Origin of the sequence: Haloarcula sp. 1CSR25-25, from assembly GCF_032027985.1 — an archaeon.
In the GTDB taxonomy this organism is placed as follows: Archaea; Halobacteriota; Halobacteria; order Halobacteriales; family Haloarculaceae; genus Haloarcula.
Genome location: NZ_JAHYBW010000003.1, coordinates 419,722 through 442,465 on the forward strand (window position 1 = coordinate 419,722; position 22,744 = coordinate 442,465).

Genomic DNA, 22,744 nt, shown 5'->3' on the forward strand with positions numbered 1-22,744 from the left:
GATTCGAGATGGCTTCGAACACGACCTCGCGAGTGCAGTTTTCCTCCAGTGACACTCGCACCGACGAGATGCATCGCACAATCGAACAGTGGGCCGAAGAGCTGGTCGACGACGTTGCGGAGGCGAAAACAAGCGAGCAGTTCCAGGCATGGCTCGACGTCCAGAGTCGGTTCCACGATTACTCGTATCGGAACACACTGCTGATCGCCAGACAGTGTCCAGAAGCGACGAAAGTCGCCGGGTACCGGACGTGGCAAGAAGAGTTCGACAGACAGGTCCAGGACGGCGAATCGGCCATCTGGATCTGGGCACCAATCATCGCCAAGCAGTGTCCGGGCTGTGGGAACTCACCCAACTACCATGCTGACAGTGACTGTGCCTACGACGAGATGCCACCCGAAGAGTGGTCGGAAGGGCCTGTCGCGTTCAAACCGGTACCCGTCTTTGATATCTCTCAGACCGAAGGCGAGCCCCTTCCAGAGCTGGACACGGAGGCGCGTGGAAATGCCACCGACCTGTTTCCAGCAGTCACTGGAGCTGCGGACACGCTGGGGGTGCAAGTGGCAGTCGTTGATCCTGCGGAATGGGACCACGGCCCCGCAGAAGGCATCTGTCGACCGGTCGACGATGAAGACGAGTACGACACTGCCATCGAGATCAGAGCTCGGGAAAGCACTGCCGCGATGGCTGCAGTCTTGATCCACGAGTTCGCACATGCACTGCTTCACAGCGGCGTCACCGACAACCCGGAACGGGAGAAACGGGAAGTCGAAGCCGAGGCGGTCGCCTACGTCGTTGGTCGTCACTTCGGCCTAGACATGAGCGGGTCAGCGCTGTATCTCGCCGCGTGGCAGTCCGACGAACCTGACACGATTCTGGACCGTCTTGACCGGATCAGTCGAACCGCGACCGAGATAATCGAAGCAATCAGAGCGTGTCAACGCAGGTGAGCACTGCCCATCGAAAGGAACCCATCATCGGTGTCGAACCCAAACTTCGATTCTGTTGTATCATCCCGCACTGTTATTACGTTTAGTGACGTACTGTTACATACCGTTACAATGCCCGTCGATTTCGAGAGTTACCACCCGAACGATTTGCCGGATGAGGACACCAATGGACGTCGTATCCTCGAGTTTCTCGCGGGCCATCCCGAACTCGGGTTCCGGGCGAGTGAACTCGCTGAGGAACTGGATATCCCCCGTGGGAGCGTTGGAACGACGCTTCGCAGACTCGAACAGCGTGGGCTCGTCCGGCACAAAGGCACGTACTGGGCTATCAACGTCGAGGCATACGATGCGCACACAGCCAGTGAGATTGGACTGCAAGCCGTCGCAGAGCAGTTCGAGGGTGACTACTACGACCGGAATCCGAATTGGGATTCGGAACTTCCTGATCTCGACGCCGAGCAAACCGACGAGTGATGCGTCGACGAGGCACCATCGTCGTCGCGTCGGACCCGTTTGGGAACACCCCACACCGACCGTATCTCGTCGTGAGTGATGAATCCCATCCGTTTGCTGGCGAGCAGTACATCGCCCTGGGACTCTCGACGAAAGAGTACGCTGAGTCGATACCGCTTGCGGATTCATTCGTCGAGGGACGACTCGACCGAGAGTCGTTCATTGCTCCGTGGGCAGTCGTCTCGCTCAGAAGCAGCAATATCGAACAATCGGTTGCTCGGGTTACAGAAAGTGTGACTGAAACGGCGGTCCGTCGAATGGCAGCCGTTGCTGGCTATCGAGATGGGTAACAGCCACCGCAGAGTTTTTTCACCCCCTGAAGGGTGCGGGGCCAGACAGACATGGCCTCGTACTCACAGATGGCTTCGAGAGATATCTACGAGCATGGTTTCGACGAATCGAGCGGTCGAACGATTGCGGCAGACACCTGCCCGGAGTGCAGTGGTCGCCTCGATACGGACGGCGGTGAAATCACTTGTCGGGAGTGCGGTATTGTCCTCGAGAGTTGTCGCTTGGACCGTCGTGGCCCGCGGCTAGTCTCCGAGGATGACACCTCGAAAGCACGAACCGGAGCCCCGCTCACGAACACGAGACACGACCGGGGGCTCTCGACGGAGATCGGCTACAAGCGGGACGGCAACGGGAACACCCTCTCGGGGAAGAAACAACGCCAACTCAATCGCCTCCGTCGCGAACACACCAGAGCACGGTGGCGCTCGAAAGCCGAACGGAATCTCGCCACTGGGCTCAGTGAGATCGCACGGATTGCTTCGGATCTGGAGTTAGCAGACTCACTTCGCGAACAGGCCAGTTCCCTGTTCCGGACGGCCCAAGACAACGGTCTGCTCATAGGGCGGTCAATCGAATCAATCGCGGCGGCGAGCGTGTATGCGATCTGCCGACTGAACGAAACGACACGAACCCTGGCGGAGGTCGCAGCCGTTACACCTGTTGACCTGGAGTGCGTCGAGAACGGCTATCGAACGCTCAACACGGAACTCGAACTTCCCGTGCCACCGCAATCCCCGATCGCGTTCATTCCGTCGATTGCCGACGAGTTCGAACTGCCTGCACAGGTGGAACAGCGAGCACGGGCGTTCGCCGCCCGTGCTCACGACGACGGAGTGAGTAGCGGGACCCATCCCGCAGGCTTTGCGGCGGCCTGTCTCGCGGTTGCCGCATCGTCCATGGCAGACCCACCGACGCAACTGGCACTCGCTGACGCGGCAGACGTGGCGGCGGCGACAGTGCGCAATCACCGCGAGCGGGTTATGGCGTTTCTCGCGGCGGACGAATGATCGGTGACTGGCTTCGGAGGGTGTTCAAGCGCGATAAGATAGTGTATCGGGAGTGCCGGCGGTGTGGAAAGACTATCATGCATGACACCTCACAGAAAGGGCGGGACTCTCTCGCTGAATCAAGATAGCCGTGACCGTCACTCGCTTTCGAGAGCGTCGTAGACATCTCGGTTCGCGTCCCGGTCGCTCGCCGCAACTCGTCGGACGAGTTCGCTCCGGATGTCTTCCATCACTTCGTCGAGCGGAGAACCGGACTCTGCACCTTCTTCGGTTGCCATACGTGCACTGTCGTGCCGAGCGGGATTAATGATTCGGGTCCGACGAGTCATCAGTTAGTTCGTCCAGTCCATATCTGATGAAGTCGTCACGCCATTCTTCGATCTCGCCCATCAGGTCAATTTCCTCGGTGTGAGATCGAAGGTATTCGACGACTCCGTCCGATCGACGTTCGCTTCGTCAGTACCGAACTGCTTGAGGATCGATCTGACTTCATCGGTGTACTCGAAGCGGTATCCGTTGAGAATGTTGACAGCACGACCACCTCCATATCCCACGGAGGTACTTTCCCTATACAAGCTCTCCATGGTGTTTTTTGTGCGCCCTGAGGCGTGCGGGCGCACTGCGGTGCGCCGCGGAATCGAGTATGCACCCACTCGAAGCACTCACGTTTTCATCACGAGTCGCAAAGCGCGCACAGTACGAACGGTTCGATATCACGCCGGTCGAATCCGGGGTTCGTGTTCGCAATGAGAGCCATGCGAATCCGGCCGAACATGAGTATCTGATTACGATGGACGGGTCGGTCCCGACAGCGTGTACCTGTCCAGCCGACGAGCGATTCGACGGCGCGTGTAAACACCGGGTCGCGATCGCTATTCGCCGACCGGATCGTGGCCTGACACAGTGCCAGCCCACAGACACGCCCAACATCCGTCGTGATGGTGGCCCCGCGATGGACTCGGACACTGAGCAAGCAGACGTAGCGGGCGACCTACAGCAACATACAAATAAAGACGATCCCGACGACTGTGAGGACTGTCTTCCAGACGTACCCTGCTGGGAGTGCTACCGGCTGGGTCGGCGAACATTTGCCGACCACTAGTATGTACGCCTCATGTAAATTCAATGATTAAATTTATAATTGATGACTATTTTACTATAGATTGGTTGCTGAGGAGAGGGGTTCCCTGGGGGGGATCCACTGCTTCAGTGACGACTATCGAGACATGATGGGGGTCAGGTCAAACGCCGACGATTCGGCGAACGCACGGAGTCGCATCGCACTGGTGAAACAGTACGGCCTGCAGGCATCCGTTGGGGTGGTGGCGCTGGCGCTGTTGTTCGTCGAGCCGGCCGCGGCACAGGATATCGGTGAGGAGTTCTGCCAGACGGAGATGGCGGTGACGATCAAGAACATCTTCACGCTGATCCAGTTCGGCGGCCCGCTCGTTGGCGGGACGCTCGCACTCGGAGCCGCAGTCGCGACACCGATGGTGCGACAGGCCGACATGAAGATGGAGCTCAAACAGATCCGAACACAGGGATTGGTGTGGGGAGTCATCGTCGCCCCGCTGGCGACGACAATCATCCAGTTCCTGCTGTCATCGGTCGTCTCGGGTGGGACCAGTTGCAGCTTCTGAGCAGATGGCTCGACACACGCTGTTCGGACTCGTCTGCCTCTGGGCCATCCTCGGGACGGCCCTTCCGGTCGCGGGGCATCCACCAGCGGAACCGGACCACGGCGTGACCGACTCGTCGTTCTGGGACCTCTGGAGTGGCGATGAGGAGCGACAGGTCGTGGATGCTGATAACGCGACCGCACGAGAGGCGCTCAGAATCGCGAGCGATGTCCCACTCGACGCACCACCGAAAACTGCCGAGACGTGGAACCGACGCGATATCGAGGAGATGCCACGGACGACCCGGTCGACAGCGATCCATCCGACTGCGGCGACTCGGACCGATGGCAGGTATCTCAAGGACGTGGGGGTCGCGATTGCCGGAGTCACACCGTCGACGAAGGTCAGGTTGTCGGAGCGACACCAACCCCTGTACATCGCACCGAACGGGACGGTCCTCGGAACAGTCGACTATCGGGTGGCCGTCCCGGACGAGACGGACACACCGACGCGTCGCACGGAGTGGAGCGTGAGCAGTCACGACATGGAATCTGTGACGCTCCTGCTGGATGGCGACCCGGTCGCGAACGCGACGACGGACAATGTCGTCCGTCTAGACTACCGGAACCAATCTCGGAAGGTCACCGGGAACCAGTCACTGACGCTTCGAGCGACGGTCACGGTTGCACTGGCTGAAACGATCTACAGAGAGAAAACCGTCTGCGAGCCCATCGATGGCAACAGGACCTGTCGAGAGTACTGGACACGACGCGTCAAGACGCACAACGAGACGGTCACGATCACACAAACGAGGCAGGTGAGTGTGTACGAGCCAACGCTCTCGGGCTATCGGACAACGTACCCGAACGGGGATCTGGGTGTCGTGGTCTTTCGGAGCCAGCCATGGTACGGGCTCGAGTTCCCAGCGGGAGACATCCGTGGCATCTGGCGGTTCTACGTCGCACGCGACCAGCAGTGGGATACACTCGTCAGAACCGACGAGGAGACGACGACAACACGCCACTCGCCAGTGCATCCGGTCCAGGTGTACGCCTATCCCGTTCGAACTGGGACGACACAGGACAGCTATCGGGAGATGACAATCCTCGATTCGTACGGCCGCGAGTTCCAGGCACCCGATCTCGGTTCGGCGATCGCGCTGGATAGCGTATCCGGACCCTACGTCGGGAGCTTCGGGATCGCCGCCAGAGCGCCGGCCGAGGAGAACGACCAGTCCCTTCGAGCCACGGGGCTCGTTCGGGGGTCAGGGACGCGGCTACCATCGGAGTCGACGGCGACCATCACAGTCAATCGCAGCGAAATCGATCTCACCATCCAGAACAGGACCGCGAATACCGTCACCGTCGGGGTGACACTCAGAGACGCAAACACAGGCGCACCAATCGAAACGGCGTCACGTGACGGATACATACAAGTGGCCGGTCAGCGAGTCAACACAACCGCCAACGGGACTGTCCAGGCGACGATATCGCGGGAGGGTGACGCCGTTACCGCGGAATACATACCAGGCGACTGGTGGCGGAATACACCTGGATACGTCGGCGATTCGTCGTCCGTCCACGTAGCGGGGACGGTCCTGCGATACGTCCACTTGCTGTTCACACTCGGAGTCAAGGTCGGGACGCTCCTGCTGGCCGGGTTCCTCATCGATCGCATTACCGGCTGGGGGGTCTGGCCACCGTGGAGGGATCTGTGATGAAGCAGGTCCAGTCAGCACGGACGGTGAATGGCAGGTCGGCGGATCGGACGGGGTCGACAACCACTGCGAATTCACGGAGGAGATGATGCAGACGCTGGGTGACATTCTCGTCGATTCACTGGAACGGTTTCTCGAGAAGCTGGCCAACTCAGTCTTCGGCTTCGTCGGGGACAACGTCGAGGCGCTGGTTGATCTCATCGTGACGACACCGCGCCCGGATGCAGTGTTCAGCGCGCCGGCGAACGGGGCCTGGCCGTCACTGTACACGTACTACTGGGAGACGATGGTCCCGCTGTCGCTCCTGCTGTGGGGGCTCTCGCTGGGCGTGGTTATATTCCTGGAATCGACGAGCCACCTGTTCAGCGGCTACCACCGGACGAAGCTGAAAAAGCGGGCGTTTGCCGGCCTGCTGGGCATCCTGTCGTGGTGGTGGCTGGCCGCGATCTCGTTGCGGTTCGTCGACGGCCTGGTCGAGTTTCTCGTGCCGTCGCTGGACAGTATCGGACTGTTCGAGACGGTGTCGTTCGGTGCGATGGGGGTTGCGGGGCTGACGCTTGCTGCGTCACTCGACATAGCGATCTTCCTCGTGCTCGCGCTCATCTACCTCGTCCGGCAGCTGGTGCTGTACCTCTACGTGCTGTTGGTGCCGCTGTTGATCGTCTTCTGGGTGCCCGGCGTCGGCCCGTTCGCCCCAGTGGCGCGATTGATGTCGCGGCTCGCGGGATTTTACGTCCCGTTCCTGTTCATGACCGTGCCGGTGGCGGTGCTGTTTCGCCTCGGCGAGTTGCTCGGAGAGTCAGTCACGCTGTCGATTGGCGGATTCGGACAGTGGCTCCTGGCTATCGGGACGCCACTGATTGCAGCCATCGTCCCGTTCGTGCTGTTCTGGCAGGCCGGTGCGCTGTTCTTCATGGCCGACCGGGCGGCACAGCACGGGTCACGCCGTCGTGTACGCGACCGGAAAGCGACGGTGGAGAACGCGGGCGAACAGGGTGCACTGGGCGTGACGAACCTACGTCGTGGACTCACAGGCCAGTCTGCGATCAGAGCCAGTGGCCAGGAAGTGCTTGGGTCAGGGTCGTCCAAAGCACACGCTGTCGGGCGGAGGGCCTCACAGACGAAGCGAACACTCCGCTCCCGGCTCGACACGTCGACGACTGAGAGCTCAGCAGACGGCGAGCGTGGCGATCGCGTTCCATCTGGTGAATCGAGAGACAGTGCCGACCGAGACGATGCTGACCCGTTGGCCGACCAGCCCGAGATTGAATCGACCGATTCGGAGCCATCGGACGACCGCGAGTCTGACGACGAATCGAACGAGTCCGAGGAAACTGACGCTGACTCGGACGACGACGATCCACCACGGTACATCTACTGACAATGGTTGAAAGAACTCCTGCAAAACGAATCCCGAAGTCGCTCGGCACGGAAACGAAACTCCTGGGTTCGTACACGCTCGGAGACATCGGCGTGGCGCTGTTGCCAGCGGTTGCTGTCGTTTTACTCACACAGCTGGTCGTCCCGTCGTCGACACGGGTAGCCGGGTACACGATACAGACGCTCTTGCTCCCAGTCGCCGCTGTCGCAGCGTGCCTTGGCACGGTGTTCGTGTACGTAACGCCAGCGTACACGTCGAGTCTCGACTGGCTGGTGACGATGGTTCGCTTTCACACGACTGCGACTGAGGAACCACATTCGGAGGCGCTGGAACACCACCAGCTTGCGCGTGTGTATCCAACCCATGACGCGATCGAGCGGCGGGACGGCGCAGTCATCGGTCTCGTTCGGGTGTCGCCGCCGTCGATGGCACTGGCAACAGACGAGGAATGGGGAGCGATGGCGGATGGCTTTCAGGACTTCCTGAACACGACCGTGACGTTCCCGATACAGATTTACTCGACGACCCAGCCGTTCCCCGTCGAGACGTATCTCGACCACTATCGTGACCGACTGGACGATCCCGACGTGAAGGCGAACCCGCAGCTGCGGACGCTTATCGAACGCTATATCGACTGGTACGAGCGGGATCTGGCCGCCCGCCAGATGACGATCCGCGATCACTACGTGGTCGTCACAGTCACGCCGGAAGAGGTCCAGTTCGAGCGAGAGAGCGTGCTGGCGAAGGTCAGCGATTTGCCCGTACTCGGTGTGTTCGTTCGGGCGGTCACTGCGCCACCGCTTGCGGTCCAGCGCCGAGAACTGTTCACAGAACTCGACGACCGACTGTCACGCGTTCAGTCCGGCCTCCGTGACCTCGACGGGTGTGAGGCCAGGATCGTCGATGCAAGTGACGCAACACAGCTCATCGGCGAGTTCTGGGCCGGCCAGACGCTGGAGTATGGGGACTTCGAGCGGACGCTTCGGACACGCCCACTCGTGGGGGACCAGCCATGACCTGGCAATGGCTGCCGTTCGTCGGTACCACCGAGACGGACACAACAGTCGATTCGACGACTGCTGAGGATCCTTCCGTTACGGTTGTCGAGATGGAGAGTGACCAGTCGCTGGACACACCGGAAGCGATCCACAAGTCGCTGGTCGCGCCGTCGGAACTCGAACGGACACCGACGGCGCTCCGAACTGGTGAACGGTGGGCGCGCACGCACTGGGTCGGGCAGTTCCCGGATGCACCGCAGGATGGACTCTTCGAGAAGCTGTACTCGACAGCCGACACACGGACGACGGATATCTCGCTGCACATCACACCCAGAGATACGGAGGCGACGCTTGACTCCCTGGAGAATCAGATCGAGGATCTGGAAGCGGAGATGGAGTACCTCTCGGAGAAACGCCGGGCCGGGGCACGTGGCGTCAGCAAGGACCTGCAGGACTATCAGGAACTATACGACGTGCTACGGAACACGTCGATGGAAGCGTTCGACGTCTCGATGTATCTCACCGAGCACGGCGACTCACGGGAGGACGTGACGAGTGACGCGGTCGCGAACGCGGCCAGGCGGGCGCCGGCAAATTTGACACCGGTAACGCCGCGGTGGGCGCAACTGGACGCCCTGGTTTCGGCGAGCCCGGTCGGCATGGACAAAATGAATCTCGAACAGGACACACAGACGCCGATGCTGGGCGGCGCGCTGGGAGCGATGTTCCCCTTCGTAGCGGGTGCCCTGGCCGAACACGGCATTGAATACGGGACGTACGCGCTCAACGAGAGTCCACTGTTACTTGACCGCTTTGCCAGGGAGACTGGCTACTGTGCAATGGTAATCGGAAAGCTCGGTGCGGGAAAATCGTTCTCGACGAAACTGCAACTTCTCCGGCGTGCGATGCACGACCAAGATACGGTGTTGGTAATGCTTGACCCGCTCGAAGGGTTCGCCTCACTCAACGAGGCACTGGGTGGTGAGCGCGTGACCGTTGGCGGGTCGCGTTCATTCAATCCGCTTGAGATGCAGCCAACTCCCCCGTCGGTACTGGACGCTGTTCCCGATCTGGATCCGTGGTCCGAGCAGATCGCGTGGGTGCTCACGTTCTTCGAGACGTTCTTCGAGCACGTTGCGGGGAATCCACTGGGTAAACGGAAGCAGACCTTGCGGCGGTGTGTCCAAGAAGCGTACGAACAGCAGGGCATTACCCGCGACCCGGCGACACATGACAATCCGTCGCCGACTGTTCGCGATGTAATCGACGTGCTCGAGCAGTTGTTGGACGACCCCGACGGGTTCGGCTACGCCACCGAGGGTGAACAGGAGAGCGTCAGAGCGGACGCGGAGTCACTGTTGATCGACCTCCGCCCATCGTTCCGGGACGGTGGCGACCTCGAAAACTTGGCTGAACCGACGGAGTTCGATATCTCGAACGATGTGGTGTATCTCGACTTGCACCAGGAGGAAGGGACACGCGGCCGATCAGAGACGAGTCTGATGATGCAGGTGTTGTTCAACGCGGTGTACGAACGCGCCAAACAGACGGACCAGCGGGTCGTGTTCGCAATCGACGAAGCCCACTACCTGCTGCATGACTCGACGTCGCTGGATTTCCTCGAAACAGCCGTGCGTCACAGTCGTCACTACAATATCTCGCTGCAGTTCATCACCCAGACAGGTGGCGAGTTCGCACTCACACCGGAGGCGCGGACGATCGCCAACCTCTGTTCGATGACGGTGGTTCACCGGGTTGACAAAGCGTCGGACGAACTGGCTGACTGGTTCGACCTCAGTGACCGCGAAATTGATTGGGTCCGCTCTGCGAAAGCTGGTAACGCCGCTGACGGGTACTCCGAAGCCCTGGTTGGGGTTGATGAGGAGGGGTGGTTCCTGATTCGGATTCGCGCCAGTGAGTACGAAGCATCGGTGATTGGCGGCTGAGCTACCTGAGAGATCCGTTCCCCCCGATCATAGACGGTGCTCTAATCCGGAATTTCGAATTTGCTTTCGATTCTCCGAACTCAGTGAGTGACTGATGTTCCTCAGATGGAATTGCGCTAAGCATATCCATTGAACTATGAGACACACCCCCGATTCGGAGTTAGTGTATACATCACACAGGGGGTGGAGAAGGCGAAGGGAGCTACCTGGAAACATCGATTGCTTCGGGATCCAGCAGTTGTCTTCCAAGCCGTTGATAGCCCAGCGAAAGGCTGAGACCCATGACGATGCTTCACTCGTTACGGGGTGTGTGGGTCGACTTCGGTCACGATACGCTGGGTTAGTTGTCCGTTGTACCGACGACTGGCTGGGACCAACGCTGGAGATCATCGATGAGTTCGCGGCCGACAGGCGCCACATCCAACCAGTCCATTCATTTTCGATGGGTAACCAGTCTTAGCTGCAGGAGAAATAGCGGACACGGAGGCGGGTTCCGGCTTCGTCAGTGAACTTGATGGTGTTCTCTTGAGGAGTGTCTCTGCGTGTATTGGCTTAGAGGTACTATACGTGGGTGTTTGTTCCGTTGCCGAGCAATACTCGACTGAATTGCTTATGTCGCGCATGTGGGTCACGGGGCCAAGTACTGACGGACCTCCACTCCCTTCCGGTCATACAAACTGATTCTTGCCGTATACAGCCCATCTGTTAGGTGACAGTTTCGCTTACTACTTTTATCATTTGAACAGGTGGAATACCGCTGCGCTTAACCCCGAAGCGGAGAAAAGAGGGTGAGACTCATTCGATGACGCGCTGTAAGCAATGGGTTGGGGACCCTAATTGGCGGCAAAGCTAAGCCGATAGGGGGATACCACAGAAAAGACACATATGCAGCAGCGGGTTAGAGGAGACAAAATACGACTGACGAGAAGGAGTAGGTCAGGTCAAAGGATGCCTCTGGCGAACTGTCGGCGCGAACTCGTCGCCGACCTGAAGCGCAACTCTCATTTACGGACAACGTGACTGCCGGCAGCAGTTGCTGACGATGATGATTATGGATGGGTGTACAAACTTCGGCAGCGTCTCGCCCAGCTTTTGCGTCCTATCTAGCCAATCTAAACGGAGACGGAGATTTCTGTTCAGATGGCTTCTGAGTATCTGAAGCCGGATGCGACAATGAGGTACATCTCGATAGACTGGGACTAGATTAGGAGGGTGGTTCGTGAGCGATGTTGCTTGGCAGTCCAAGTACTATCTTAGAGGTCAAGATATTTTGATTGAGGTTGTTTAACGGCGGATGAAAGAGATTTAGCGCGCTGTGTTGTTCGTCTCCAAAGAGACCGGGCTTGTCGTGGTCAAGATCGCAACAATACGCGGTTGCCCCATATTGTTTTGAGTCAACACCCATAATCCCATATGCCTCGTAGAAGTGCTCATACGTGCATAGGCACTCATCAATGACGATAGGTTCTCCGAGTTCTTCCTTGGCGACGCGGTGGACAGCCTCAGTCTGGGCTTCATTCTTCAATACCGTTCCACCTGGCACGAACCAGTCTCCTTTGGCGGGCTCGTTTTCGCGTTTGCTAAAGAGAATACGGCATCATGTTCGACGACGAGGTCAACGGAGACGAGTGGAACGTTCTCTACGATTGCCTGCCACCCGGGCGGCGGGATCGGTTTTTTTCGGCAGGCATCGTCAGTCCAAGTAGTACTCGACGGTTCGTTCGAGACCATCTTCGAATGAGTAGTCCGGTTCCCAGCCGAGGGATTCGATTTTCTCGGTTTCGAGTGCGTAGCGCTGGTCGTGGCCGGCGCGGTCCTCGACGAACTTAATCAGGTCGTCGTCTGCCCCGACAGCATCCAGAATTGCTTCGGTGACTTCGAGGTTCGTCTTCTCCGCGTGACTCCCAATGTTATAGATCTCTCCCACTTCCCCCTCCCGTAGGACCACGTCGAGTGCTCGGCAGTTATCCTCTACGTAGATCCACTCGCGGACGTTCGACCCGTCACCGTAGACGGGCAGGTCCTGGCCGTGGGCCGCGTTATGGATGAATTTCGGGATGAGTTTCTCGGGATGCTGACGAGGACCGAAGTTATTGCATGTCCGCGTAATGAGGACAGGAAGGTCGTGAGTCGTCTGAAAGCTCTGTGCGAGGAGGTCTGCACCTGCCTTCGTCGCCGAATAGGGGTTCCGGGGGTTGAGTGGGTCGTCCTCGGAGAACTTCCCGTCGAGGATCTGGCCGTACACCTCATCGGTCGAGATCTGGAGGAAGCGCTCGATATTTGCCTCTTTGGCAGCGTCGAGGAGGGTCTGAGTGCCCTGGACGTTCGTCGTGACGAAGGGTTTCGCACCCTCGATTGACCGGTCTACGTGTGATTCCGCTGCGAAGTTGACGATTGCATCGACGTCGGAAACGAGGTCCGTGACGAGTTCGCGGTCGCGGATATCACCTTCGACGAACTCGTGTTGTGGGTCGTCAAGAACGCCATTGAGGTTATCCTTCGAACCCGCATACGTCAACGCGTCCAGTGTGATCACTTCGTCGTCCTCGTGTTCGTCAAGGACATAATGGACGAAGTTTGACCCGATGAATCCAGCACCGCCAGTGACGAGAATTCGCATGTTATGACCGTGTTCGCAGTACCTATTTACATTACTGTCGGAACACTACAGTATGCAACTCCTCGTCGTCGGTGCGAACGGTCTCCTCGGTAGCAACGTCGTACGTGCAGGTCAGCAACGCGGTTGGAACGTCTCTGGAACTTATCACTCAACACGACCAGGGTTCGACATTCCACTCACGCAATTCGATCTCCGGGAATACGACTCGTTCGACGACGTCCTCAGCAACCACGACCCAGACGTGGTCGTTAATTGTGCCGCGATGACGGATGTCAATGACTGCGAAACGAATCCGGAACAAGCCCATGTGCTCAACGGCGACGCACCAGGTGGGCTGGCCGCTCAATGTGACGCGAACGGTATTGAGTTCGTCCACGTTTCGACGGACTACGTCTTCGACGGGACGGAACGTGATCCCTACAGTGAGTCGGCGGATACGAACCCGGTACAGGTGTACGGCGAGTCGAAGCTAGCAGGCGAACAGGCGGTCACCGAAGAAACCACGGACGCGCTCGTGGCTCGGCTCTCGTTCGTCTGGGGTATCCACCGAAGTAGCGATGATCTCACGGGGTTCCCGGCGTGGGTTCGCAGCCAACTCCAGTCAGGCCAAGACGTACCCTTGTTCACGGATCAATGGGTAACCCCGACACGCGCCGGCCAGGCCGCCGAAACACTACTGGATCTGATCGAGCAGGATGCTACTGGCCTCTTCCATATCACGTGTTCATCGTGTGTTACCCCCTTCGAGTTCGGGGAAGTGATTGCCGATCACGTCGGCAATAGCGAGGAATTACTCAGTAAGGGATCGATGGACGACGTCGAACGAGATGCGACGCGACCGACGTACAGCTGCCTTGACGTTGAAAAGGTGGAATCAGAGCTTGGTCGTCCCCAGCCACCGTTGCGCGAGGACGTCGAAACTGTCCAGGACGCGCTCCGTTAGATTTGGTAGCGGTCCCGGTTTTCGAGGAAGTGGTCGCGTGCGTCCTCGGGGAGATGCTCGAAGCGAAGAACTTCCTGACAGCCGAGTCCCGGACACTTCATTACGCGGTCATTTTCGAGTTCGTTCGCTGCAACGACGGTGCCACAGGCCGGACAGGTGTGAGTGATGATGCGCATCGTTAGAGTTTGAGTTGGGAGTTCTCACCGACGACGAGTCGGCGGCCCTCCGGAAGGAGGCCGTCCGCGCTCTCGACGTTGGCGTTGCGTCCAAGTAAGCTATCGACGATACGGCCGTTGGCAGTTATTTCAGAGTCGCCGATGACGACGCTATTCTCGATGTGGATATCCTCCAGTGTGGAGTTCGCGCCAATTGACGTATATGGACCAACGTACGTCCCACTCTTGATAGTCGTGTTCGCCGCGATGGAGACGGGGCCCCGTACAACAGCACCCTCTTCGATAACTGCAGAGTCCGCGAGTTCAATGCGGCCGTCGGTCTCCGCGCCGTCCTCAACGACACCTTCTGTGTTCAGTTCCTTGTCTTCGAGGACGAGACGGTTTGCTTCCAGAATGTCTTCGGGTTTTCCGGTGTCCTTCCACCAGCCTGTGACGACGTGGGAGTCGATTTCGAAGCCGTCTTCGAGAAGATCTTGGATGGCATCCGTGATTTCGAGTTCGCCACGCCACGACGGTTCGAGATCGTCGATAGCGTCGAAGACCGCGGGTGAGAAGACGTACATCCCGATGAGTGCGAGGTTCGTCGGTGGCTCGTCGGGTTTCTCAATGAGTTCCGTGACGTTGCCCTCATCATCGACATCCGCGATGCCGAAGGCCTGCGGATCGTCTACTTCCTGGAGTGCGATACCTGCGCCGTAGTCACCCGCTTTGAAGCTCTCTACGAGTTCGGTAACACCTGATTTGAGGATGTTATCGCCGAGGTACATCACGAAATCATCGTCACCGACGAAGTCTTTTGCACAGCCGGCAGCGTGTGCGAGTCCAAGTGGGTTCCCTTGGACGATGTACGTGATATCCACGTCATAGTCTGAGCCGTCACCAAGGAGTTCTTGGATCTCATCTCGGCCTTTATTACCGAGGATAACCCCAATCTCCGTGATTCCGGCTTCCTTGAGATCCTCAATTGCGTATTCGAGGACAGGCTTATTTGCGACAGGGACAAGCTGCTTTGGCCCAGTATGGGTTATAGGACGGAGGCGGGATCCTGTGCCCCCTGAAAGAAGAACACCTTTCATATTTGTTCGAACTTATGATACACTGTATAGCAAAGCGTTATTAATCTTCCTCAACAGCATTTGCACGATGATTGAGAAAATAGCCAAACAGACCCTAGATACCTTCTATGGACTCAAGAATCGGATTGTATACGAGACAGGGGACACCGATGTGCCGTCGATTACGTTAGAGGATTCTAAGAATGTTCTTATCATTACGGTTGACTGCCTTCGTAATGATCGGATCTCCAGAAATGGATATCAACGTAACACTACGCCTTTTATTGATACACTCGCATCATATACACCGGCAATAGCAGCCGCACCATGGACTTTCAGTTCTGTTCCCTCCATTCTAACTGGACTTTACCCCAATAGTCATGGTGCTGCATATTCAGATGATTCAGCAAGAAATCAGGATCTTAGCAATCCTCCAAACGGAGTTCGTGACGATATCTTCACGATTGCCGATTTACTTGATGACGACGGCTATGAGACAAAGTTCATAACAGCCATCGGAACTGCTGCGGTCCCAATTGAAGGGAGATTTAAGTCCATGGAGCAACGCCACAATGCGGACGCTGAAACACTGCTGTCCGAAATACAGGAGTGGTGGAATAGCAAATCAGACCCGAAATTCGGATACGTACAACTAGGAGATCTTCACGAACCTCTTCAGGAACCTGATGATAATTATTTCGGCGACATCCCTGACGTGGAAGGGATTAACCGATGGCGATTTACCTCCGGGAGAGTCAACAATCAAAAGTTTGAGGAATACCGCTACGCTCGGGAACTCCTATACGACACGCTTGTCCGATATATCGATGAAGAAATCGAACGTACACTTGATGAGTTAGCAGAACTCAACGACACCATCATTATCGTAACCAGCGATCATGGTGAGGAATTTTGGGAGTATAGAGACTTTGAGGAAACCCATTTTGCGGATCCTCGCGAGATTATCGGCGTTGGTCATGGCCATGCGCTTGTACCCCCAGTTATTGATGTCCCTATCGTGACTAATATCGAAAATACTCCTATCTCTGAAACTCGACGGAGTTTGACAGATATTGTCCCAACGATTCTTGATGAGCTGGGGACAGATCGATCCTTTGATTTCGACGGGTATCCACTCCAGAAGCCCATCAAAGAACCGGTCCTTTCACAAGAAATCGCGTACGGGCCGAACCAAATTAGTGTCACTGATGGCAATAAACACTTGATTTATACCCCTGTAAGCGAGGAATCTGTATTATTAAATTTTAATACTGGTGAGACCATTAATAATTCAGAACTAAAAGAGCAACTACTAGACTACATTCCGCGAGAACGAACAACAGGCTCTAAAGTAGATATCTCACAAGACGTCCAAGACCGGCTCTCGGATCTTGGTTATGCAGAATAAATCAACTACTCGTGTGGTGGTGCTTCCCAATCGAGAGGTATTCGATCAGTATCGTACGGGATTCGCTCTTCATCGGGATTCTCATAATCGTAAAGTTCTGTCGGATAGTTAATCAAGATTGAGGGCTTATCACCAATTGCCTTGAATCCGTGCCAGCATTCGCCAGGAATGCGGATGACCTTCTGGTTATGTTCGCCTATAATAAACGTATTTAATTCACCCTCAGTTGGGGAACTTTCGCGTTCATCATAGATGCCCACCTTGATTCGTCCCTGTGGGCAGACGAAGTGGTCAATCTGGCCCTTAAGATGGCGGTGCCAAGCTCGGATAATGCCTGGATACGTCATGGAAAAATAGGACATTGCGGGATCAGTGTCGTATTCATCCCAATCTTCCCGGAAAACTTCTACGAGGTGGCCACGTTCGTCGGCATTTGATTGCAGGTCGCGGGCCTCTACATCATGAATCTTAGTCATTCGCTTAGGTGTCTGATTTTGAATCGCTTATTTCTGACGAATAGAGATTGAGTTGAACGTTACTTTCGTCCCTTTCTAAAGTATAGCGGGGTTCCATCGACACTCATAACTGTGGCTATTTACTTATTTACCGTATAGCCTAACAGTTAGAAGAGCACAAATCTACAATATTATATGAATTTAGCTCGATCTAGTTTAAAACTGTTTGCTGCGAATATCACTGGTTCAGTGCTACAGTTCGTCGGAATTGTCTACTTTGCCCGAGTACTGGGTCCTTCGCCAATGGGCACATTTTTCTTATTTCAAGCAATGTTAGGTTTGTTTGCCATTCCAGCTGATTTTGGGATTCGCGGTGCTGTTGAGAAACGCATTAGTGAAGGTGATTCCCAAGGAAAATTTCTATCAAGTGCACTTGCTCTCAAACTCATACCGATATCTGCAGTAGTCCTAGGAATTGTTCTCTTACAGTCCTGGATTAATAGTTACTTAGGCGCGGAGATCGCTATCCTTCTTGCAATTGCTCTCATCCTCCAGGAAGCTGCGCAACTCGCCATTGTCGTATTGAAGGGTGAGCTCCGCGTTGGTGAAACTGCAGTTCTACAAGTAGCGCGGCAAGCAACTTGGCTTGGTGTCGGTGGAATATTTGTAAGCCAAGGATTTGAAGCACTTGCCCTGATTTACGGACTATTGTCTGGAATATTCTTAGTAATAATATGGGGTTGGTTTAAAGTATCAGTAATTCCAAATAAACCTTCTCGTGAACACGCCCGTTCATTATACGATTATGGGAAATACAATGTCGTCTCCTCAATCGGCGGATATTTTTATAACTGGATGGATGTAGCGATTATTGGGCTGTTTCTCACACAAGCACATGTTGGAGCTTACGAAGTCGCATGGCGGGTGACGACAATTGTAATCCTTCTCAGCCGATCAATTGCTACTGCGGTTTTCCCTCAATTTAGTGAATGGAGTGGTGAAGGGGCCAAAGATCGAATTGAGGATCTCATTCCTCAAGTTCTCACCCCATCTTTAATACTGGTGATTCCCGCTTTCTTTGGTACACTGTTGTTTTCAAAGGAGATCCTTGGACTGGTCTTTGGAACTGAGTATACGATGGCGTGGCTTGCACTCATTATACTAATGTTTGATCAGGTTACAGAAGCACCACAGGTGGTTTTCGGTCGGTCGCTCCAGGCAATTGATCGGCCAGATTTAGCGGCTCGGGCGACTATAGTGGGGGTAATGCTGAATTTAATTCTAAATATCGTACTAGTGTGGGAATTCGGAATTACTGGTGCTGCTATTGCCACGATGATAGCTTCCTTTATCAGTGGTTTGTTCCTTCACTGGATATATTTATCACGACGTCTTTCGGTACAGATACCATATAGTGAATTGTTTGCCTGTGTTCTCGCTGCGGTAAGTATGACACTTTTATTAGTCCCAGTCAGATGGTTAATCAGCGTGAATTCACTCGTTGAGTTGCTATTCGTAATTTGTCTTGGGGCTATAATCTATACAGTATCGATACCTCTATTTCCCTCACTCCGGTCAACTATTCTTAGTCAGTGCCAACGGATTCTACGAGGTCAAACCAATGAAAGTTAATTTCATTCTCCCTGGTGTCGGGTTAACAGGCGGAAATCGTGTCGTCTTCGAATATGCGAACCGGCTCACCAAACGTGGTCATAGAATAAATATCATATATCCTACTATTCCATCTAGGATGTCGGAGAAGTGGACAGCACCAAAACCAAGGATAAGACAAGTTTCGAAAACACTCAGTCGCTCATTCACATCTAACGAAGTTGATTGGTTTGAGCTCAATGTTCCTGTTCAGCAGATCCCCACGTTATCACCCAATTTCATCAAGTATTTCGAACATGGGATACCGGACGCAGATGTGACGATTGCGACAGCATGGCAAACTGCATATACTGTCTCTGCTCTTGATGATTCAAAGGGTGAGAAAGTACATTTTGTTCAGCACTATGAGATATGGGATACTTGGAATAGTGATGAAGCTTGGTCACAGGTTTCCTCAATAGCTGAGGATCCATCGTCATACCCAATAAAGATGTACGAAGTCACTCCTGTAGATTCTAAAGCAAAGCGGCAAAAGGAGTTAGTTGACCGAGCCTATGAATTGCCTCTGACTAAGATAACTATATCATCTTGGCTAAAAAAATTGTTGGAATTAAAATTCAATCAAACTGTCGCGGGTGTAGTCACTAATAGTGTGAATCATTCAGTCTTCTATCCGGAAGATACAATCGAGAGTCAGGTGATCTCTCTATTAATCCCGTCGAGGAACATACCCTGGAAAGGCGAACGAGAGGTAAAAAAACTCATCAAAGAGATTAGGACATCATATGATGTAGAGATTCATCTGTATGGAAACAATCTAGAAGAAGGGGACTATATCGACGGTACTATTCAACATTCAAATATTTCAGATCAGGAACTTCGGCACCTCTACTCCAAAGCAGATATTTTCGTTCTCCCGAGTTGGGTAGAAGGCTGTCAACTGCCACCTCTGGAAGCAATGGCTTGTAAATGTGCAGTAGTGGCTACGAATGTAGGCGGTGTGCCAGATTATGCAGAAGATGGGGAGACAGCATCTATTGTTCCACCCCGTAAAAGTGGGGCATTGATTGAAGCTGTGGGTGAGCTAATAGAGGACGATGAAAAGCGAGCGCATCTACAACAACAAGGTTACGAGAGTGTCAAAGACTACACTTGGGAAAATGCAACTGCACAGTTTGAACAAGCTATACAGGATTGCTCGTGATATGTAACCACTGTAAATTCGGCACTATCCAATCATGTTATTAACGAATCTCAGAATCAAAACTCTCTGGTGATCACCGCTATATTTTCGGAGTTACTTCACGCTGATCGAGTTCTACGGTGAAGCAGTGTGTTGAGTCGAGTGATTTCAGCCTTCAGCGTAGGTCAGGGACTTATACCGAGTACCCCAAGCCACTGGCCGGTGCCTATGCCTACCCCTGTCGCGTAGGAGTTTGGGAGGACAACGCCGTTCATCCTGGTTGGCACCGCCGATTGAGATCGTCTTCATTCTACATATCCTAACTGTCTAAGGCGGTCGTTTACCTCAGGTTCCGTGGAAGAACTGTGGCGGGTTTCGGGAGTATGGGTGTTTTTGTCTTCAGCATGTGTTTGAATCCATGGAACTGCCCTTTGCGCGTCAATTGGAACATACCCATCGTGTCCATAGGTCCACCACTCTCCAAGCGCATTTCCGTGGTCAGCGGTTATCACTACCTTCTCTGCATCGACATTCTCAAGTAACACCTGGATAGACTCCAACACATAATGTAGATTATCCTGATAGGCTTCCCAAATCTCTGATTTACTATTTTCTCCATACAGAACCGATTTCCAGACGCTCTCTGTAGTAGTATTCTCGGGCTTTATATCAGGATAGTTTACAAATGAAGCATGTGGTTGCATATAATGGGAAATCGTATATTTAGAGTTGTTTCCACGGAGAAATTCAATTGTACGGTCGGTAACGGCATCAGCTGGTGTCGTAGACATATCATCATCCCAGCCATATGTCCAGACCTCGTCTAAGTAGAAGACATCATTCGGGTTTATGAGTTCGTCACTATACGGGTTCGCCGTTATAATTGAGGTTTTTGAGATTTTATCTTGATGGGCGTTATCGAAGGTTTCGGTCATCCATCCGACTGAACTACTTGCTACACTCCAGACCTTTTCAAGAGATCCAATAAATTCGTAGTCATCTTCTACATCCTCCATTAAATCATACCTGCAAGCATCTAGAATTATTAGAAGATCCCATTCCTCATCGAATATGTGCTTCCCATTTGGGGCAAAAGGGGCGACCCCTTCAGATAAGAAATATGTCCATAAATCATTGATTGCTCGTTTCACACCAACTGGCCCTGTCTCTTGAATGTCGGTTTTTTTTCTCTCTAACCAAGACGACATGCTACCAACTTCGTAATGGGACCAGTAAAACCTATCTCAATGAAACCGGACTGCCCCTCAACTCCGGTATTTTATAATGCCGGTCAGCTATTTTTAGTGTCCAGAGACGAGACTTGGTATGACGAAGGAAGGGGACAGGATCTCCGACCTCACCAAGAGTCAAGTCCGCGACCAACTCGCGGACGAGACTGATCCGAGGGTGATCAAATGCTTTACTTCTACTCGTGAACACTTAGAAGATCTCTCGCCTGATGCGATTGAAGCAAAGTACGGCTGGGATTGCCAGACAGTCTACAACTGGTTGAGTCGGTTTGAAGAGCGCGGTCTCGAAGCCGTGCTCTTTGATGGCTCACATCCTGTGCGGCTTTCTGAACTCACCCGACTAATCGAGATACTCGAATATAGCCGGAATTTAATAGACGGGGGGAAAGACTAGACTCTATGACTAGCAAAGATGCCATTCTCATTACGGTTGATTGTTGGCGGTCGGATACAGTAGACCGAATGGACTCTGTTCAATCTTCTAGTCTATCTCAGGATTTTGCTATTGCTCAGGGAGCAGCGACTAACGGTGTTTTCCCCTCTATTCTGGCCAGTCAGTATTATCCGGAAGTCTACGATGAAACTGGTGCAGTCAAATCTGACTGTCCTACTCTTCCTTCCATCCTAAGCGATAATGGGTACTCTACAGGAGGATTTGTAGCTTCTAACCCGTATCTGTCGAAGTGGAGAGATGAATTTGACACATTCTGGAACGATGGACTAGCTCCTGATGATAACTTCAAGAAAGGTGGGACAATTGAAAATCTCGTTCGACTGTCTCGGATGGAAAGCCGAGTGCCAGCACCAGATCTATTGAGTCGAGCAAAAAAATGGTGGAATGAAGCTCCGTCGCCAAGATTCCTCTGGCTTCACTTTATGGATTTACATGCACCGTATCTGCCCGGCATTCGACGTGTTTTACGAAGGGGGCCGATCAAATCGATACGGACGCTCAATCATGATTGGTCCGATTCTCGGAAACCCGCTCCAAAATACCAAGACACATATCGCAACCTATATAATGACTGTGTAGCATACTTCGATTCCTTTCTTGAGGATCTTTTTAATTTCCTTCCAAACAGCGCCAGTATTGTTATGACTGGTGACCATGGAGAAGGATTTAATCATGATGTCTGGGGCCATGCTCAGCTCTATGACGAAGTAGTGAAAGTTCCATTCTTATATAGTAGCTCTCTTAAAAATAATGAGGGGAACCTAATTCGACATTTGGATATACCCTTGCTATTTTTGGACCAAATTGGTGAGTTGCTACCATCAGAGTGGCGGGGATCACTAACAGAAAATAAATCCTTTATTATAAATTATGTTCCTCAGATTGATGAGACCTATATCGGATATAGAGATGAAAAATGGAAATACATCCAGACTTATGAGAGACATGGCGATTATGACAAAGAATTGTATAATATCGCTGAAGATCCTGAGGAGAAATCTGAGTCCACCAATACCAAAAAAAGAGCAGAGTTAGAGAAAGCTGTAGAATCTTTTGTTTCTTCTCCCTCAATAAAAAATGAGCGAATTGGTGAACATACCGTTGGATGGCAAGATGATAAAGTCGCTTCACGGCTTAAGCATCTAGGATATGTGGATTAACCGAGTT

Annotated in this window: 23 protein-coding genes; 16 read left to right on the forward strand and 7 right to left on the reverse strand. The window is 53.9% G+C overall.

Going from position 1 to position 22,744, the window contains the following annotated elements; genetic code table 11:
* Positions 1 to 8 precede the first annotated feature (8 nt).
* The 4 genes from KZ498_RS11890 (at position 9) to KZ498_RS11905 (ending at position 2,761) form a co-directional block, all read left to right on the forward strand.
* A complete protein-coding gene (locus KZ498_RS11890) occupies positions 9 to 950 on the forward strand; it encodes an ImmA/IrrE family metallo-endopeptidase (protein ID WP_312619062.1) in 942 nt (313 codons plus the stop codon).
* A 111-nt stretch (positions 951 to 1,061) separates the two neighbouring features.
* Positions 1,062 to 1,424 carry a helix-turn-helix domain-containing protein gene (locus KZ498_RS11895; protein ID WP_312619063.1) on the forward strand — a complete coding sequence of 121 codons (363 nt, stop codon included), beginning with the start codon at positions 1,062 to 1,064 and terminating at the stop codon, positions 1,422 to 1,424.
* Positions 1,424 to 1,753 carry a hypothetical protein gene (locus tag KZ498_RS11900; protein WP_312619064.1) on the forward strand — a complete coding sequence of 110 codons (330 nt, stop codon included), beginning with the start codon at positions 1,424 to 1,426 and terminating at the stop codon, positions 1,751 to 1,753. The genes KZ498_RS11895 and KZ498_RS11900 overlap by 1 nt, the downstream gene beginning before the upstream one ends.
* A 69-nt stretch (positions 1,754 to 1,822) precedes the next feature.
* A complete protein-coding gene (locus KZ498_RS11905) occupies positions 1,823 to 2,761 on the forward strand; it encodes a transcription initiation factor IIB family protein (RefSeq protein WP_396276124.1) in 939 nt (312 codons plus the stop codon).
* A gap of 137 nt (positions 2,762 to 2,898) precedes the next feature.
* On the opposite strand, the gene KZ498_RS11910 is transcribed toward KZ498_RS11905, so the two are convergent.
* Positions 2,899 to 3,039 (reverse strand): hypothetical protein, encoded by a 141-nt coding sequence (locus KZ498_RS11910; RefSeq protein WP_312619067.1) that lies wholly within the window; start codon positions 3,037 to 3,039, stop codon positions 2,899 to 2,901.
* A 365-nt stretch (positions 3,040 to 3,404) separates the two neighbouring features.
* On the opposite strand from KZ498_RS11910, the gene KZ498_RS11915 reads away from it, so the two are divergent.
* From KZ498_RS11915 to KZ498_RS11940, 6 genes are all read left to right on the forward strand, one after another.
* Positions 3,405 to 3,863 (forward strand): SWIM zinc finger family protein, encoded by a 459-nt coding sequence (locus KZ498_RS11915; RefSeq protein ID WP_312619069.1) that lies wholly within the window; start codon positions 3,405 to 3,407, stop codon positions 3,861 to 3,863.
* Between the two features lie 127 nt (positions 3,864 to 3,990).
* On the forward strand, positions 3,991 to 4,401 hold the full coding sequence (locus KZ498_RS11920) for a hypothetical protein (protein ID WP_312615808.1): 411 nt from the start codon (positions 3,991 to 3,993) through the stop codon (positions 4,399 to 4,401).
* A 4-nt stretch (positions 4,402 to 4,405) separates the two neighbouring features.
* Complete coding sequence (locus KZ498_RS11925) at positions 4,406 to 6,097, forward strand: hypothetical protein (RefSeq protein WP_312619071.1); 1,692 nt, start codon at positions 4,406 to 4,408, stop codon at positions 6,095 to 6,097.
* An 88-nt stretch (positions 6,098 to 6,185) separates the two neighbouring features.
* Complete coding sequence (locus tag KZ498_RS11930; RefSeq protein ID WP_312619073.1) at positions 6,186 to 7,478, forward strand: hypothetical protein; 1,293 nt, start codon at positions 6,186 to 6,188, stop codon at positions 7,476 to 7,478.
* A gap of 2 nt (positions 7,479 to 7,480) precedes the next feature.
* Positions 7,481 to 8,494, forward strand: coding sequence for a hypothetical protein (locus tag KZ498_RS11935; RefSeq protein ID WP_312619075.1), 1,014 nt, complete (start codon positions 7,481 to 7,483; stop codon positions 8,492 to 8,494).
* Positions 8,491 to 10,422, forward strand: a complete 1,932-nt coding sequence (locus KZ498_RS11940; RefSeq protein ID WP_312619077.1) for a transfer complex protein — start codon at positions 8,491 to 8,493, stop codon at positions 10,420 to 10,422. Before KZ498_RS11935 ends, KZ498_RS11940 begins: the two co-directional genes overlap by 4 nt.
* Positions 10,423 to 11,626: 1,204 nt before the next feature.
* Here KZ498_RS11940 and KZ498_RS11945 read toward each other — a convergent pair.
* Together KZ498_RS11945 and rfbB are read right to left on the reverse strand one after the other, a co-directional pair.
* Positions 11,627 to 11,965 (reverse strand): hypothetical protein, encoded by a 339-nt coding sequence (locus KZ498_RS11945; protein ID WP_312619079.1) that lies wholly within the window; start codon positions 11,963 to 11,965, stop codon positions 11,627 to 11,629.
* Between the two features lie 150 nt (positions 11,966 to 12,115).
* A complete protein-coding gene (rfbB, locus tag KZ498_RS11950; RefSeq protein ID WP_312619081.1) occupies positions 12,116 to 13,042 on the reverse strand; it encodes a dTDP-glucose 4,6-dehydratase in 927 nt (308 codons plus the stop codon).
* Between the two features lie 52 nt (positions 13,043 to 13,094).
* On the opposite strand from rfbB, the gene rfbD reads away from it, so the two are divergent.
* Complete coding sequence (gene rfbD, locus KZ498_RS11955) at positions 13,095 to 13,985, forward strand: dTDP-4-dehydrorhamnose reductase (RefSeq protein ID WP_312619083.1); 891 nt, start codon at positions 13,095 to 13,097, stop codon at positions 13,983 to 13,985.
* Here rfbD and KZ498_RS11960 read toward each other — a convergent pair.
* A complete protein-coding gene (locus KZ498_RS11960; RefSeq protein ID WP_312619084.1) occupies positions 13,982 to 14,161 on the reverse strand; it encodes a hypothetical protein in 180 nt (59 codons plus the stop codon). The two genes, rfbD and KZ498_RS11960, sit on opposite strands and share 4 nt — an antisense overlap.
* A 2-nt stretch (positions 14,162 to 14,163) precedes the next feature.
* Positions 14,164 to 15,237 carry a glucose-1-phosphate thymidylyltransferase gene (locus KZ498_RS11965; protein ID WP_312619086.1) on the reverse strand — a complete coding sequence of 358 codons (1,074 nt, stop codon included), beginning with the start codon at positions 15,235 to 15,237 and terminating at the stop codon, positions 14,164 to 14,166.
* Between the two features lie 67 nt (positions 15,238 to 15,304).
* On the opposite strand from KZ498_RS11965, the gene KZ498_RS11970 reads away from it, so the two are divergent.
* Positions 15,305 to 16,624, forward strand: coding sequence for a sulfatase-like hydrolase/transferase (locus KZ498_RS11970; protein ID WP_312619088.1), 1,320 nt, complete (start codon positions 15,305 to 15,307; stop codon positions 16,622 to 16,624).
* 5 nt (positions 16,625 to 16,629) lie between these two features.
* On the opposite strand, the gene KZ498_RS11975 is transcribed toward KZ498_RS11970, so the two are convergent.
* Positions 16,630 to 17,100, reverse strand: a complete 471-nt coding sequence (locus tag KZ498_RS11975) for a dTDP-4-dehydrorhamnose 3,5-epimerase family protein (RefSeq protein ID WP_312619090.1) — start codon at positions 17,098 to 17,100, stop codon at positions 16,630 to 16,632.
* Positions 17,101 to 17,274: 174 nt separating this feature from the next.
* On the opposite strand from KZ498_RS11975, the gene KZ498_RS11980 reads away from it, so the two are divergent.
* Together KZ498_RS11980 and KZ498_RS11985 are read left to right on the forward strand one after the other, a co-directional pair.
* A complete protein-coding gene (locus KZ498_RS11980) occupies positions 17,275 to 18,711 on the forward strand; it encodes a flippase (RefSeq protein WP_312619092.1) in 1,437 nt (478 codons plus the stop codon).
* Positions 18,701 to 19,894 (forward strand): glycosyltransferase family 4 protein, encoded by a 1,194-nt coding sequence (locus tag KZ498_RS11985; protein WP_312619094.1) that lies wholly within the window; start codon positions 18,701 to 18,703, stop codon positions 19,892 to 19,894. Before KZ498_RS11980 ends, KZ498_RS11985 begins: the two co-directional genes overlap by 11 nt.
* A 284-nt stretch (positions 19,895 to 20,178) precedes the next feature.
* Here KZ498_RS11985 and KZ498_RS11990 read toward each other — a convergent pair whose 3' ends face one another.
* Entirely contained in the window at positions 20,179 to 21,081 is a 903-nt protein-coding gene (locus tag KZ498_RS11990; protein ID WP_312619096.1) for a sulfatase-like hydrolase/transferase, read from the reverse strand.
* Between the two features lie 118 nt (positions 21,082 to 21,199).
* On the opposite strand from KZ498_RS11990, the gene KZ498_RS11995 reads away from it, so the two are divergent.
* Together KZ498_RS11995 and KZ498_RS12000 are read left to right on the forward strand one after the other, a co-directional pair.
* Complete coding sequence (locus tag KZ498_RS11995; protein ID WP_312619098.1) at positions 21,200 to 21,517, forward strand: hypothetical protein; 318 nt, start codon at positions 21,200 to 21,202, stop codon at positions 21,515 to 21,517.
* Between the two features lie 5 nt (positions 21,518 to 21,522).
* Positions 21,523 to 22,737 (forward strand): sulfatase-like hydrolase/transferase, encoded by a 1,215-nt coding sequence (locus KZ498_RS12000; protein WP_312619100.1) that lies wholly within the window; start codon positions 21,523 to 21,525, stop codon positions 22,735 to 22,737.
* Positions 22,738 to 22,744 lie beyond the last annotated feature (7 nt).

Excerpts from the sequence above, each read along its gene's own strand:
- KZ498_RS11970 (WP_312619088.1), top strand. The coding sequence starts at position 15,305 with ATGATTGAGAAAATAGCCAAACAGACCCTAGATACCTTCTATGGACTC.
- KZ498_RS11980 (WP_312619092.1), top strand. The coding sequence starts at position 17,275 with ATGAATTTAGCTCGATCTAGTTTAAAACTGTTTGCTGCGAATATCACT.
- KZ498_RS11965 (WP_312619086.1), bottom strand. The coding sequence starts at position 15,237 with ATGAAAGGTGTTCTTCTTTCAGGGGGCACAGGATCCCGCCTCCGTCCT.
- KZ498_RS11925 (WP_312619071.1), top strand. The coding sequence starts at position 4,406 with ATGGCTCGACACACGCTGTTCGGACTCGTCTGCCTCTGGGCCATCCTC.
- KZ498_RS11995 (WP_312619098.1), top strand. The coding sequence starts at position 21,200 with ATGACGAAGGAAGGGGACAGGATCTCCGACCTCACCAAGAGTCAAGTC.
- KZ498_RS11920 (WP_312615808.1), top strand. The coding sequence starts at position 3,991 with ATGGGGGTCAGGTCAAACGCCGACGATTCGGCGAACGCACGGAGTCGC.
- KZ498_RS11900 (WP_312619064.1), top strand. The coding sequence starts at position 1,424 with ATGCGTCGACGAGGCACCATCGTCGTCGCGTCGGACCCGTTTGGGAAC.
- rfbD (WP_312619083.1), top strand. The coding sequence starts at position 13,095 with ATGCAACTCCTCGTCGTCGGTGCGAACGGTCTCCTCGGTAGCAACGTC.
- KZ498_RS11910 (WP_312619067.1), bottom strand. The coding sequence starts at position 3,039 with ATGGCAACCGAAGAAGGTGCAGAGTCCGGTTCTCCGCTCGACGAAGTG.
- KZ498_RS11960 (WP_312619084.1), bottom strand. The coding sequence starts at position 14,161 with ATGCGCATCATCACTCACACCTGTCCGGCCTGTGGCACCGTCGTTGCA.
- KZ498_RS11905 (WP_396276124.1), top strand. The coding sequence starts at position 1,823 with ATGGCTTCGAGAGATATCTACGAGCATGGTTTCGACGAATCGAGCGGT.
- KZ498_RS12000 (WP_312619100.1), top strand. The coding sequence starts at position 21,523 with ATGACTAGCAAAGATGCCATTCTCATTACGGTTGATTGTTGGCGGTCG.
- KZ498_RS11990 (WP_312619096.1), bottom strand. The coding sequence starts at position 21,081 with ATGTCGTCTTGGTTAGAGAGAAAAAAAACCGACATTCAAGAGACAGGG.
- KZ498_RS11895 (WP_312619063.1), top strand. The coding sequence starts at position 1,062 with ATGCCCGTCGATTTCGAGAGTTACCACCCGAACGATTTGCCGGATGAG.
- KZ498_RS11890 (WP_312619062.1), top strand. The coding sequence starts at position 9 with ATGGCTTCGAACACGACCTCGCGAGTGCAGTTTTCCTCCAGTGACACT.
- KZ498_RS11940 (WP_312619077.1), top strand. The coding sequence starts at position 8,491 with ATGACCTGGCAATGGCTGCCGTTCGTCGGTACCACCGAGACGGACACA.
- KZ498_RS11930 (WP_312619073.1), top strand. The coding sequence starts at position 6,186 with ATGCAGACGCTGGGTGACATTCTCGTCGATTCACTGGAACGGTTTCTC.
- KZ498_RS11915 (WP_312619069.1), top strand. The coding sequence starts at position 3,405 with ATGCACCCACTCGAAGCACTCACGTTTTCATCACGAGTCGCAAAGCGC.
- KZ498_RS11985 (WP_312619094.1), top strand. The coding sequence starts at position 18,701 with ATGAAAGTTAATTTCATTCTCCCTGGTGTCGGGTTAACAGGCGGAAAT.
- rfbB (WP_312619081.1), bottom strand. The coding sequence starts at position 13,042 with ATGCGAATTCTCGTCACTGGCGGTGCTGGATTCATCGGGTCAAACTTC.
- KZ498_RS11975 (WP_312619090.1), bottom strand. The coding sequence starts at position 17,100 with ATGACTAAGATTCATGATGTAGAGGCCCGCGACCTGCAATCAAATGCC.
- KZ498_RS11935 (WP_312619075.1), top strand. The coding sequence starts at position 7,481 with ATGGTTGAAAGAACTCCTGCAAAACGAATCCCGAAGTCGCTCGGCACG.